Raw genomic sequence first — 13,411 nt, 5'->3', positions numbered from 1 at the left:
AAGCCAGCGGCGAACACTAGTCATTTCAAATCATCTGTGTGACCGCCAATGGCGTGCTTTTCGCCGAGTCAAGTGGTCTCGGTTGTTTGCGGGCGGGCTGTTTCCCCACAATCTTACAACTGTCCATAGAATGGGCTGCTGTTCCATGAGATTATACGATTGGGTTTACACTCATACTGCGAAATTCGAGGCACATAGGTTACGAAAGGGGAAAATGCGCATGTCAGTTACCGAAAAGCTGAACGGCTACGGCCCGCTCGCGGGCATCAAAGTGGTCGAGGTGTGCACGTACGTCGCGGCCCCCGCGACCGTTCGCGTCCTGTCCGAAATGGGCGCCGAGATCATTAAGGTCGAGTCGTTTGCCGGCGACACCCAGCGCACGCAAGGCCCGGGTTTCGGTTGCGAACTCACCGAGACCGAAGATCCCACCATCGATCTCAACAACACGAACAAGAACTGGGTCTCCCTGAACCTCAAAACCGAAGAGGGCCTGACCATTCTGAAGAAGCTGATCGCCGATGCCGACGTCTTCATGAACAACATGCGCACCGGAGCCCTCGAGAAGCTCGGCCTCGATTATCCCACCCTCTCCAAGGAATTCCCGAACCTCATTTGGGCCCAGATGCGCGGCTATGGCGAGTTCGGCGAGTTTGCACACTCCCCCGGCTACGACGCGGTCTGCTGGGCCGCTCGCGGCGGCGTCTCGGGCACGTTCCCCGAAAAGGACACGGCTCCGGCCATCCCGCCGCAAGCCTTCGGCGACTACAACGCCGCCATCATGATGGCGGCCGGCATTCTGGGCGCGCTCGTAAACAAGCTGCGCACCGGCAGGGGCGACAAGGTCGTCGTTAACCTGTACCATGCGGCTATTTGGGCTGGCGGCATCGGCTTGGTCGCTCAGCAGTTCGGTGCCGACTACCCCAAGTCCCGCAAATCCGTGCCGAACCCGTTCAACAACACGTATAAGACCGCTGACAACAAGTGGCTCTACATCTGCCAGCCCGAATACAACCGTTACTACAACGACATGATGAAGATCATCGGGCGCGACGATCTGGTCGACAACCCGGCGTATTGCACGATCGAGACCGTCAAGCAGAACGATTCGCAGCACGAGGTCATCAACATCCTCGAAGACGGTTTCGTTCACAAGGAACTGGAGGAGTGGCTGAGCATCCTGGCCGAGTGGCAGGTGCCGAGCCAGAAGGTATTCCGCTTCACCGACATTCTCAAAGACGACGAGGCGTACGTGAACGACGCGCTGCGCAAGGTCGAGTACAACGCCTTCGGCGAGCATGCCATTACTACCACGCCTATCCGCTACGCGAACTTCGGCGATCCTCCGATGATCCTGTCCAAGCCCATCGGCTATCACACCGCTGAATACCTGCATGGCCTCGGCTACGACGACGAGCAAATTGACGCGCTCGAGGAGCAGGGCGTTGTCAAGTGCTGGCACGGCGAAGACGTACCTGACGTCATCTTCAAGTCCCAGCGTCAGGCTGCAGGCGAAGCCGAGTGCAAGTGGTAAGTCCTGAGTGAAATCGTTTGTCGAGCGGGTTCCAACCGCTTGCATATGGAAAAGGGGCTGCGAAGCCCCTTTTCCATATCATGTCGAACGCGCCCTCCGTCGGTCTTGATACGTGCTCGGGGAGGATAGGGCACGGAAGCGTCTGCCCAGCGGCCTGCCCGGAGCCGTATCCCCGGCACGGCCTACGGCGCCGAGAGCCCTCCGCTTCGGCTTGCAACGCTCATGCTGAGCCAGCTCCGCATGAGCGTGAACCTGAAAGCCGCTCGGCGAGTTCGACCAAATCGCCTCCCAGTTGACGCGCACAGGCGAATGCGGCGGCATCGCGCTTCACCGAGCGCCAAATAGGCTTCCCTTCCTCATCGAGGCCCGCAAAGCCCGTCGCAGTTGCACCGCTGCCCAAAACCGGCCCCGCAGGACGCGCATGAACGACGAGCATCTCGTGGGTTGCAAACCAGCGTTCCATGGCGGCCATGGTTTCCTCGATGCCGCAATTATCGAGACCCGCCGTAGCCACCATGCCCCCTACCTTGCCCTTGAGCGCGTTCTCCACCATATGGAGGGGGCGCGTGCGCTCCATGAAGGATTTCATGCGTGCCGTAATGCTCGAGAAATAATCGGGAGATGCCAAGACGATGCCGTCGGCCTCCCGCATCTTTTCGATGAGGATGTCCATATCGTCGTGGAGCGCGCATGCCGCCTTACCGAGACATGTATTGCATCCGATGCAGAAGCCTATCTCAAGCTCGGCCAACTCGACCTGCTCGACGTCAGCCCCCTGCTCCTGCGCTGCCTCCAGAACCGCCCCCAAAAGAGCCGCTGTGCCCCTGCTAGGCCTATGGCTGCCGTTGATTCCCAGGATCTTCATGCGAGAGAGCCCCCTTTGCCTGCTCATCGCGACTGCATGCCTTCGATGAAGGCATGCAGTCGCCAGATCGCCCGAATGCCCGCATCCAGACGATCCGATCCAATAACGAGGAACGCCCCCGCCAACGTTCGACAGGGGCGTTCCTGTACGCGTCGACGTCAAGCCGGCACGATCAACCCGCCGTCCTACATGTTGTGGAACGCGTACTTATCAGGGTTCGCCTTGACGTCCTCTTTGTTCTTCGGGTTCATCTTCAGCGTGCCCATGATGCCGTCGTGCGTATTGGATGCGAGCACCTGGTTGCGGTTCTCCATCTTGATCTGGGTCTCAAAGCTCGTGCCGTCGAGCGAGGACTTCAGAGCCTCCTTCGTGAGGCGCAGACCGAACGGAGCCGTCGAATCGCAAATCTGCTGGCCGAGCGCAACGGCCTCTTCGACGACGTCGTCATCGGCGACAACCTTGTTGGCGAAGCCCCACTCGTAGAGCTTTTCGGCACCGAAGCGCTTGGGGTTCATGAGGATCTCGCACGCGCGGGCGTACCCGACGATCTTCGGCAGATAGAACGAACCACTCATGTCCGTGCCGGTGTAGCCAATGGACAAGTAGCCCGCGTTCATCTTGAAAGACTCGCCAAGGATGCGCATGTCGCAGGCGCACGCCAGGGAGAGCCCGCCGCCCACGGCGTAACCCTTGAGAGCGCCGATGATGGGCTGCTCGCAGCGGTGCATGTTGACGACCTGATCGGAGCACATGCGCTGCATGACGTAGAAGTCGCGCTGGATGCGGCCCATATCCTCAGGCGGATCGAGCGCAAGATCGTTGAGGTTGAAACCGGCGCAGAAGGACTTGCCTTCGCCCGTGAGGACAATCACGCGGCAATCCTTGTCCAGACGCACCTTGATGAGGAAGTCGTTGAACTCGCTCATCTGCTGGTACGACATGGCGTTGAGGTTTCCGGCGTCGTTGAACGAGCAGACGTAGACCGGACCGCGCTTGTCGATCAGCAGCTTCTCGTAATCGTAGTCGAACTCCGGCAGATGGTAACTCTCCTGGTACACGCTCATAGGTTCAGAACCCCTTTCCCTGTGCTCCACTTCTCTACTTTCGATCAGGCTGATCGGCTTTCACAGACACAGTTGTAGTATATAATCACACGACGCGCGCAGGCTTGCCATGGGCAATTGAAACCTATTGTTGACCGCCTGAATCGCCGCGGCGGACACAGTTCGTCCAAGCTGTTCAGCCTCGCCCGACCACAGCGGCCGCAATCGGGCCCCTCGGGCCGGACGCGTCTTCATCTGACCTATAAAATACTTTTTGACCAGGTGTTTCCGTGCACGTCGTTCCAGAGTGCTGCGCCGGCCGTCGCCGTACCCCCAAAAGACAACAAAGACTTTCCTACCTTATATTTGCAGTTTCTATGGTTTCATAGAAACTGCTGATGGAAGATCATGCGATTCACCGATCGGTTTTGCCGTTGAGCGTCCTACAATAGCAACATGCATGTTCCAAGGGGGAGCACCGAATCCAACCGTCGGATCGCGCCTCCCTCCGACGGAACAGGGAGTCACGTCTATGCCGAACGACGTCCGAAACGCCTACGGGCCGGGCAGCCTCGCGCAGCCGAACCGTCCGTGGCGTGCGGCCAGGAGAGGACATCAAGGCGATGATAACGGATCTTAAGATCAACGACGAACGTAAGAACCTGTACTACGAGCAAGGCTACTGGACGGAAAAAACCCTCGGGGATATCTGGCTCGAACAAGCCGCGCGTTTCCCCGATCAGGAGTATGTGAGCGACGATCAAGGTTCGCGCTTCACCTATCGGGAAGTGGACGATCGCGCGTCGCGCTTGGCGGCATGGCTTGTCGAACAAGGCGTTCGACCCGGCGACGTCGTATCGTTCCAATTGCCGACCTGGGCAGAGTTTTGCATCGTGTATGTGGCCGCGCTCAAAACGGGGGCCGTCATGCATCCCGTCCCGCGCAAGTACAACGACGCCGATCTAATCTACGACATGAACCTCGTAAGCACGAAGGCGTTCATCTGCCCCACGAAGGTGGCGAAGATCGATTTCGAGGAACAGATACTCAGCATCCTCGAAAGCATACCGTCGCTTGGGCCGGTGGCACTCGTGGACAAAGCCGCGCCCAAGCACTCCGACCTGCCCACGATCGACGAGATCTGCGCACGCTACGAGCCGCTCGTCGAACGTCCTGCCATCACCTCCGACGACGTAACCTGCATCCTTTCGACGTCCGGCACAACCGGAAAGCCAAAAGCGGTGCTGTTCACCCACAACAATCTCATCTTTTCGGAGAAGTCATTCGTGGCAGGAGCCGAGCGCACCCGGGATGATGTCATGTTCATGGCGTCGCCCCTCAATCATGCGACAGGGTTTTTTCACGGGCTAATCTCGCCTATGCTGCTGGGGGGGCGGACGGTCCTGCAGCAGGACTTCCGCCCGGCGAAAGCTCTTGAGATCATGAATACCGAACGCTGCACCTGGTCGATGGGCGCTACGCCGTTCATCTACGACATGCTCAAGTGCATCGAGCTGGGTGAAGGACCGCGCCTGGAGACGCTCAAGGTCTTCATCTGCGGCGGAGCCCCCGTGCCGAGTTCTCTGGTGCAGTGCGCGTTTCAGCACGGCGTGCTCCTGTGCGAGTGCTACGGCTCGACGGAAAGCTGCCCGCACATCCTGGTGCCGCCGTCGGAGTGCATGGAATGGAACGGCGCCTGGTCGGGCGTGGCCCTCCCCGGCATCGAAACACGCATCGTCGATGCGAACCGCATGGATGTGCCGCTCGGCGAGCAGGGCGAGGAGATCTCCCGCGGCCCGCACCAGTTCGTCGGCTATCTCAACGAACCCGAACGAACGGCGCGCGCCCTCGACGACGACGGCTGGTTCTACAGCGGAGACCTCGGCTTTATGGACGCGCGCGGCCGCATCCGCATCAACGGTCGCAAGAAGGAGATCATTATCCGAGGCGGTGAGAACATCTGCGCGAACGAGATCGATGACGACCTCATCGGCTGTCCCGGCCTCGACGAGACAGCCACTATCGGCATGCCCGACGAGCGGCTTGGAGAGCGCATATGCACGTTTGCGGTGCCCTCGGACGAACGCCGCCCCACCGTGGCCGATGTCACAGCCTATCTTGCCGAGAAGCATGTTGCAAAGCGTCTGTGGCCCGAGCGCATGGAATACATCGACGCCATCCCCAAAACCGCGACAGGCAAGGTCAAGCGCCACGAGCTGGCCGACGAGCTGGCGCGCCGCATGCAAGCCGAGCAGTGCTTGTAGAACGGCGCCTCATCGACGGAATACGGCAAGGCCCTCGCGCGAGGGCCCTTTTCGTTATCGTTTGTTCGCACGAGGAAGGCTCTCGCGTGCTCGTGCGGTCGTCTCGGCTCGTTCGAAGAACAGCCTCCAACAGCCGTTACAGCTCGCCGTGTTCTTCGAGATAGGCGAGTTGGGCTTGGATGTTGCACCGCACCGCCGCATTCAAACGCACATCGACCCCCTGGTAGACGCGCTCCGTGATACGTTCGATGTCGCGCCCCGCGCCCTCTTCGATCACAGCCCTGACCCGGTCGAGACGGCGTCTGCGATGTGCCTCCTGACGTTCGATCGCGGGAAGCGGATCGACAATGGGAAGCCCATGCGCCGTGAGCAGCCGCTCGATCCCCTGCTGACTGACGACACGATGCAGCGCATCGAGGCTCTCCAAGTACGCCGACAGGCTGCCATCGGGCCAACATATGAGCGTCGAGCTCTGAAGGAAGATGAAGTCACCGGTGACGATGGACGCATCGGCGGGGAACACGAGGCCGATTGAGTCGCTCGAGTGGCCTGGTAGCGATAGCACTTCAAGGAGCGGCCCCGGCTTCTCAAGGCGAAGCGGGCCATCCTGCAGCGTCCCCTCGCGACGCCCCACGATCGGCGCCCCGACGGTATCGGCAAAAGCTTGCGCACCCTGAGCGTGGTCGATGTGGTCGTGCGTGAGCACCACGAGAACTACCTCGAGGCCGTCCTCGTCAACGGCGGCTTGCACCGCGCGCAGATGGGCCTGCTCGGCAGGACCCGGATCGACTACGACGCAGCCCGAACAGCCCGGCTCGGACAGAATCCACGTGTTCGTGCCAAGATACGTCAACGGCGACGGATTGTCCGCCAGCACGCATCGCGCGCGCGGCGACAGCCGCCCGCCCGTCCATGTATCGGGAGCCCTCTCGATGATATCCGGTGCGCGGCGGGCGGCGTCCGCTAGCGTCGGCGGCGTGGCGCCGCCTGGCTGCTCTAGGGAAGTCGACATCTGAGCACCGCCTCCCCCGTCTCACGCCGGGAGGGCTCCAGCATGATGCGCTCGACTCGCGGTACGCCCGCAACGAAATCCTCGGCGCCCAGCGAACGCGCATACTGCGCAAGATTGTACGCGGTCGGAGGCATGAGTAGCACCTTGCCGCGCTCTCCTCCTTCAAGGATGCGGCGCGCATCAACCCATCCTGCCCCGTTTGCTTCAGTCGTGCGATCATCGGGCACCTGGCCTTCGGGCGCCAAAGCCGCGAAGAAGTATGTATCGTAGCGACGGGGTTCGTATACCGGTGTTAGCCAGTGCGAACGCAGGCCCAGCAGGTCGGCGCGCAGCACCAATCCATGACGCATCAGCACTTCGGCGAACGACGATTCATGCTCGGACAGGCGCTGGCGCTCCTCTCGCCACTCGGGCCGGCCCACATCGGAGACCACGCTCCCGCCCTCACCGGCCAACAGCACCCCGCATTCTTCGAACACCTCGCGGGCCGCGGCCACTACAATGCTTCGAGCCGTCTGCTCGTCGACTCCCATCCGATGCGCCCATTCGCCGGACGTCGGTCCCGTCCACGGCAGGCGCTCGTCCGCATCGCGTGGATCGACGCCGCCGCCGGGGAACACCACGGCATCCGGCACGAAGGCCATCGTCTTAGCACGGCGGAGCATGAAGACTTCCTGCGATGCATCGTGGAAGGAGTCGGCACGCGGTGCCTCCTTTTTCTGTCCGGGACCGCGGACGAGCATCACCGTCGCCGCAAGCCGCGGCGCAACGGGTTCTGCGCGGTGCTCGAGAAACGATCGATACGTCTCCAGAGACGACGCCTCCATCGGCACCTCGAGCAGTTCCCCCGGCAGCCAAGCATCCATCAGCCCTCTCCTTTCCGCCGCGGCGCCTCTTCGACGCCTTGGCCGTTCGCCGTTCTCGATTGTATCGCAAACGCAACGCGAGCGGGCGGCCCTAGGGCCGCCCGCTTCTGGCGATTCGGTATGAGGCGATCGGTCGCCCCCGTCGGCTTTGCAGCAGGCAGACGGGATCGCGGCGAGCGCCTGGACAAGCCTGAGGAGTCCTAGAAGGCCATACCCGCCTCGTAGCCGCCCTTGGTGGCTTCGAGCGTGCGGTAGACCTTGCCCTCGGGGGTCGTGGCGTCGCCGATGAGCTTGGCGTTCGGGAACTCCTTGACGATCTTGTCGTAGAGGTCGGTGTTCTGCTCGACGCCGAGCGAGGTGAGCACGGTATCGCACTCGATGAAGGTCTCCTCGCCGGTCTCGACGTTCTGGACGCGCGCACCCTTCTTCGTGACCTCCACGAGCTTCGTGAGGGGCATGAGCTTGACGCCCTTGGACTTCACGAGATTGATGGTGGGGTTCTTGTCGATGATGCCAATGCCGTTGCCGAGCTTCTTGGCCTCTTCGATGACCGTGATCTCGCGGCCCTCGCACATCGACTCGGCGCACTCCAGGCCGGCGAAGCCGCCGCCGACGATGACCACGCGCTTTCCAACGATAGCCGTCGGGCCCGTGGACATGTTCAGGCCGAAGCGCATGAAGCCGACCGTACCGCCCTGCGCCTTGATCGCAGCCACAGCGGCCTTCCAGATCAGGCCTTTGCCCTCGGGCACATGTCCGGCCACCATGGCCTTGATATCCTCGGACTTCACGACGTTCTTGCCGTCGATGCCGGGCACGTCGATCTGGATGACGCCGCCGCCGGGAGCGACGACAACCTCGTCAGGATTGAGCGCCTTGATATCGGCTGCGGTGACCTCCGTCTTGAGGCGCAGATCAACGTTGGGATGCAGCTTGATTTCGTTGCCCCACCACGTGACGAACGGCTCCATGTTGGCGTTGAGAACCTGAGCCATATTGAGCAGGCCGCCGACACGGTCGGCCTTGTCGATGAGCGTGACCTTATGTCCGCGCAGCGCAGCAACGCGGGACGTCTCCAGGCCACCAGGGCCGGCGCCAATGACGACGATGTGCTTCTTCTGCTCGGCCGGCTTGTCCTGAGGCAGGCCCACCTCGGCGCCCTGCCACACATTGGCGTTGACCGAGCACTGGCACGGCTTGCCGATGAAGATATTGTCAAGGCAGCGGCTGCACACGATGCAGGGGCGAACCTGCTCGGGATGGCCAGCGGCCACTTTGCCGGCGGTCTCGGGATCGGCTATAAACTGACGGGCCATACCCACCGCGTCGCCGTATCCCTGCGTGACGACCTTCTCGCACATGTCAAGCGAGTTGATGCGCGTACCGGGGAACACAGGCTTGTTCGTGACGGACTTGACCTCCTTGGCCAAATCGATGAACTCGCCTTCGGGCACGATCTGGTTCGCCACGGGGCGCGGCGCCTCATGGAAGCCTGCCTGGACGCTCCAGGCATCCACGCCGTGGGCTTCGATGATGGGAACGAGCTCCTTGGTGTCCTCGATGCGGTTGCCGCCGGGCATGAGATCGTCGGCGGAGATGCGGATGAGGATGGGCATGTCGTCGCCGCAGGTCTTATGCACCTCATCGATGATCTCGGTAAGCAGACGGGCGCGATTCTCGGGGCTTCCGCCATATTCATCGGTACGATGGTTGGAGTACTTCGACAGAAAGCGCATGACCATGTAGCCGATACCGGCATGAATCTCGATGATATCGATGCCCGCATCCTTGGCGCGCTTGGCGGCCTCGCCGTATTGCTTCACGACGATGGCGATCTCCTCTTTGGTGTACTCGCGTTCGGGCATTCCCACGAACGGGCCGCTCTGAACGTCTTTGGAAGGAGCATACGACAGCAGCGGGTCATCTCCCGATGCACGCCACTCGTAGCACAGCTGCAGCTGAACAGCCACCTTGGTGCCGTGCTTGTGGCAAACCTCGGCGACACGCTGGAGACCGGGGATGAACTGGTCGTCCCAAATACCGCAGGCACCGGTGGTGGTATGGTACTTCGGCTCGGTGTCGAAGCAGTCGCACACATAGGCGCTGCCAATCTCGATGAGGCTCACGCCGCCCTTGGCGCGCTGCTCGTAGAAGTCAATCAGGTCGTCGGTCACATGATAGTTGTCGACCTTCTCGATCGTCATGGGCAGCATGACGAACCGATTGCGCAACTCGACGTTGCCGATTGAGAACGGCTCGAGCAGCTTCTGATACTTTGCCACGTCAAAACCCCTTTCCGCTTCGCTTTGCAAAGCGTTCTTACCTGCGGTATGCCCCGTGCGGCGCTCGTAAAGCCCCGGGAGCGCGCGGCGCCGATCCTTCTCGTCTCGCGATCCCCGTCGGATGCCCTCGGTGCACTCTCGCCCACGTCCACGCGGAACATCTGATTCCGCGCAGTCTCTAAGTATGTATTGTACGTGATCGTTATTCGAGTGACGATGGACAGATGGGATGTATTGTTGGATCGAATCGGCGCTTTAGCGGCTTCTTTGCAACAATCGGTCGTATCACAAGGCCGCTTTAGGACATACTTCCTGCACTTCTGGGGGTTTACGAAAGGAAGTTTTGCACATATACTACTTTTTGTCCAACAGCACCGATCGCCACGTACGACGATGCCTGAGAACGCGCTTTAGCACTGCAATCGAGAGTGAGGCAAGGTCCATCATGAACGCGCTCAGCACGATGCTCCTCATCGCGGACACGTTCGTCGAGCTCTGCGACGAAACGCCGCTGAAGAAGGTATCGATCAGCGACATCATCGAACGAACCGGCAAGAACCGCAAGACGTTCTACTATCATTTCGAGAACAAGGATTCCCTCATCACATGGATCTTCCGCTACGATCTTGGGCAGGAGCTGAAGAAACGGTTCCCCGAGAGCGCGCTCGTATACGAGGAGAACATCGGCGATTCGGCGTCGCAGTTCCCCTACTACATCCTGCAGAAGTCCGGTGTCCGCTCGCTCGACCATTCCGATTTCTTCGAGTGCTTCGGCAACGTCCTAGAGGCGAAACGCACTTTCTACACCCAGGCTCTCATGGACAACAATCCTTATTCGCTCCGCAATTACCTGTACAATCTCTACCTGCCGGCGTTGCGCCGCGATATCCACATCATCCTATCGAACCGCTACCTCCCCGAGGAAAACATCCAGTTCCTGGCGGAGTTCTACACATGCGCGTTTCTGTACTACCATATCCGCAAATGCGACCAGCCCCTCTCCGAGCGGCTGACAGGCCAAGCCGGCCCGTTCGCCAACATCATACATAGCTCCATCGAGATGCAGATCAAGGAAGCCCAGCTGCGGCGCAATCTTTGACGTCCGTCAACGGAACGGAAACGGAGGCGCACGGAGCGCAGGAGCTGTTACACTGCTGCCATGCGGCCTTGCGTCGCCCCAACCTGAATCCGCTTATGGGAAAGGAATGCATATGGAAAACGGAACCCCGGATCCCTTCGCGATGCCCTCCGGCATGGGAGGGGCCTTCTCCGCGTACTCCGCCCTCGCCGGCCTCGGATCGACCCGCTTCATCGAAGGACCCGACGGCACGCGCGTCGTGTTCTACGAGCGATCGAACGTCGTCGACGAGTCGGTTCCCGACGTCGAGACGCGCATGACGTTCGCAGGGCACTTCGCCGTCAATGATAGGTTCTTTACGCCGGGCGCACCAAACCTCGACGGCGGTCTCGGAGCCGACTTCCAAGACGAAGGCGAGCCTGTGGCAGCCTGGGTCTGGCTCAAGGAACCTGCCGACGAAGAGAATCGCGCTAAGCTCGAGGCGTTCTTCGACTCCTCCTTCGGCGAAGACGGACTGCGCATGGACATCGCTCCCGAAGCGTTTCTGGACTTCGCGGACTCGAACTCGTGGGATGCCGACTCGGACAGCGAGGATGAATCCCTGTTCGAATAAGTGCGGCATTCGATCTGCATGCTCGAATCCGGCCTGCGCGCATGTCGCACGAGGGCAACGGCGGCGAAGAAGCCGCCGCCGCACGCCCGGACGCAGAAACCAAGGATCGAACGGAACGGGGCCCGGCATATTTGCCGGGCCCCGTCTCATACCGTGCTGGAAGGAAGCGCTAGCTCTCAGGGTAGAACCCGCTGGGCTCCTCGCCGAGGTTGATCATGATGTTCTTCGTCTGGGTGTAGTGCTCGAGCATGACCTTGTGCGTCTCGCGACCGATACCGGACTCCTTATAGCCTCCGAACGGCGCGCCGGACGGGATCTGGTTGTAGGTGTTCACCCACATGCGGCCCGTGCGCACGCCCTGCGCCACGCGGAAGGCGCGGTTGATGTCACGGGTCCACACGGCGCCGCCCAGGCCGTAGACCGAGTCGTTCGCCAGGTCGATGACCTCCTGCTCGTCCTTGAACTTGATGACCACGGCCACGGGGCCGAAGATCTCCTCCTGCGCCACGCGGCACGAGTTGTTGGGCACCTCGATGAGCGTCGGCTTGAGGAACGCGCCTTTGGCCAGCTCGCCCTCGGTAGCGCGCTCGCCGCCGCAGAGGACGCGTCCGCCCTCCTGCTTGGCAATCTCAATGTAATCGAGGATCTTGTTCATCTGGCCTTGGTCGATCTGGCTGCCCATCTGGGTGTCGTCCTCCCAAGGCATACCGACCTTCACCTTCGAGAACGCCTCGCACGCGTCCTCAACGAACTTGTCGTAGATGTCCTCGTGCACGAAGATGCGGCTGCCGGCGCAGCACACCTGGCCCTGGTTGAACAGGATACCCAGCTGCACGCCGTCCAGCATCATGTCCCACTTGCAGTCGGGGAAGATGATGTTGGCGGACTTGCCGCCCAGCTCCAGCGTGGCTGGGATCAGGCGCTCGGCAGCCGCACGGGCCACGTCGCGGCCCACCTCGGTGGAGCCGGTGAACGCGAGCTTGCTGATCTTGGGATTGTCCAGGATGTACTGGCCCGACTTCGAGCCGCGGCCCGTGACCACGTTGAACACGCCGGCCGGGATGATGCCCTCGGTGAGCTTCGCCAGCTCCAATACCGTGAGCGAGGTGGTGGACGACGGCTTGAACACCGTGCAGTCGCCGGCGGCGAACACCGGGGCCAGCTTCCAGGCGGCCATGAGGAACGGGAAGTTCCACGGCACGATCTGGCCCACGACACCGATGGGCTCGTGCAGCACGAGGGACATCATGTTGCCGGGAAGCATATCGGCCTCGCCGGTGTCGGCCAGGAGCACGCCGGCGAAGTAGCGGAAGTGGTCGACGGAGTACGCCACGTCGATGGCGCGCGTCTCGCGGATGGGCTTGCCGTTGTCGAGCGACTCGAGCAGCGCGAGCTTCTCGGCGTTGGCCTCGATGACGTCGGCGACCTTGTTCAGGATGATGGCGCGCTCGGCCTTGTCGGTCTTGCCCCAGGTCTCGAAGGCCCTCCACGCCGCATCGACCGCGCGGTCGACGTCGTCTTTCGTGGCGTCGGCGATGGTGGAGAGCTGCTCGCCGTTGGCGGGGCAGAACACATCGAGCGTGCCCCCGTCCGAGGCGTCAACCCATTGGCCGTCGATGTAGAGCTGGTAGGATTTCTGAGCGGGATTTTCCATTCGTGCATCCTTTCTTCCGGCGACGGGCGCGCCGCCACTCCCAACCTCGCGGCCAGCATGACCGCTGCCCTCAGCATACCGCGCGCCTCCCCCGCGTGTCAGTCGACGTTTTATGGAAAGCCGTCAACGGTCGAGAAACGCTGCTGATGAAGTAACATTCGGAGCGTCCGACGAGCCGACGGTACGTCGGCGCCCATGAACGA

General features: G+C 61.4%; 10 protein-coding genes. 4 read left to right on the top strand and 6 right to left on the bottom strand.

The genetic code is table 11. The features are described 5' to 3' along the window. Positions 1–220: 220 nt before the first annotated feature. The gene (locus ABGT83_RS02345) at positions 221–1,531 is read left to right on the top strand and encodes a CaiB/BaiF CoA transferase family protein (RefSeq protein ID WP_103264921.1); all 1,311 of its coding nucleotides are present in this window, start codon (positions 221–223) and stop codon (positions 1,529–1,531) included. A 220-nt stretch (positions 1,532–1,751) separates the two neighbouring features. On the opposite strand, the gene ABGT83_RS02340 is transcribed toward ABGT83_RS02345, so the two are convergent. Continuing rightward, positions 1,752–2,396: a flavodoxin family protein gene (locus ABGT83_RS02340; RefSeq protein ID WP_346685725.1), complete on the bottom strand. Its 645-nt coding sequence runs from the start codon at positions 2,394–2,396 to the stop codon at positions 1,752–1,754. A 185-nt stretch (positions 2,397–2,581) separates the two neighbouring features. Continuing rightward, positions 2,582–3,460 carry an enoyl-CoA hydratase/isomerase family protein gene (locus tag ABGT83_RS02335; protein WP_103264878.1) on the bottom strand — a complete coding sequence of 293 codons (879 nt, stop codon included), beginning with the start codon at positions 3,458–3,460 and terminating at the stop codon, positions 2,582–2,584. Between the two features lie 602 nt (positions 3,461–4,062). On the opposite strand from ABGT83_RS02335, the gene fadK reads away from it, so the two are divergent. Continuing rightward, complete coding sequence (gene fadK / locus ABGT83_RS02330) at positions 4,063–5,703, top strand: medium-chain fatty-acid--CoA ligase (protein WP_346685723.1); 1,641 nt, start codon at positions 4,063–4,065, stop codon at positions 5,701–5,703. A 136-nt stretch (positions 5,704–5,839) separates the two neighbouring features. On the opposite strand, the gene ABGT83_RS02325 is transcribed toward fadK, so the two are convergent. From ABGT83_RS02325 to ABGT83_RS02315, 3 genes are all read right to left on the bottom strand, one after another. Then, positions 5,840–6,715, bottom strand: a complete 876-nt coding sequence (locus tag ABGT83_RS02325; RefSeq protein ID WP_103264876.1) for an MBL fold metallo-hydrolase — start codon at positions 6,713–6,715, stop codon at positions 5,840–5,842. Then, positions 6,700–7,581, bottom strand: coding sequence for an NUDIX hydrolase (locus tag ABGT83_RS02320; RefSeq protein ID WP_103264875.1), 882 nt, complete (start codon positions 7,579–7,581; stop codon positions 6,700–6,702). Before ABGT83_RS02320 ends, ABGT83_RS02325 begins: the two co-directional genes overlap by 16 nt. Positions 7,582–7,781: 200 nt before the next feature. Then, positions 7,782–9,863: an FAD-dependent oxidoreductase gene (locus tag ABGT83_RS02315; protein WP_103264874.1), complete on the bottom strand. Its 2,082-nt coding sequence runs from the start codon at positions 9,861–9,863 to the stop codon at positions 7,782–7,784. A 445-nt stretch (positions 9,864–10,308) separates the two neighbouring features. Between ABGT83_RS02315 and ABGT83_RS02310 the strand changes: the two genes are divergently transcribed. Then, positions 10,309–10,962, top strand: coding sequence for a TetR/AcrR family transcriptional regulator C-terminal domain-containing protein (locus ABGT83_RS02310; protein ID WP_103264873.1), 654 nt, complete (start codon positions 10,309–10,311; stop codon positions 10,960–10,962). Between the two features lie 112 nt (positions 10,963–11,074). Then, on the top strand, positions 11,075–11,554 hold the full coding sequence (locus tag ABGT83_RS02305) for a hypothetical protein (RefSeq protein ID WP_103264872.1): 480 nt from the start codon (positions 11,075–11,077) through the stop codon (positions 11,552–11,554). A gap of 169 nt (positions 11,555–11,723) precedes the next feature. Here the strand turns inward: ABGT83_RS02305 and ABGT83_RS02300 are convergent, their stop codons facing one another. Continuing rightward, positions 11,724–13,208, bottom strand: coding sequence for an aldehyde dehydrogenase family protein (locus ABGT83_RS02300; RefSeq protein WP_346685721.1), 1,485 nt, complete (start codon positions 13,206–13,208; stop codon positions 11,724–11,726). Positions 13,209–13,411: the final 203 nt, after the last annotated feature.

It is taken from the genome of Enteroscipio rubneri, from assembly GCF_963929405.1.
Taxonomy (GTDB): domain Bacteria; phylum Actinomycetota; class Coriobacteriia; order Coriobacteriales; family Eggerthellaceae; genus Enteroscipio; species Enteroscipio rubneri.
The sequence above is the reverse complement of the archived record's forward strand: the minus strand, read 5'-3'. Positions and strand labels throughout refer to the sequence as shown.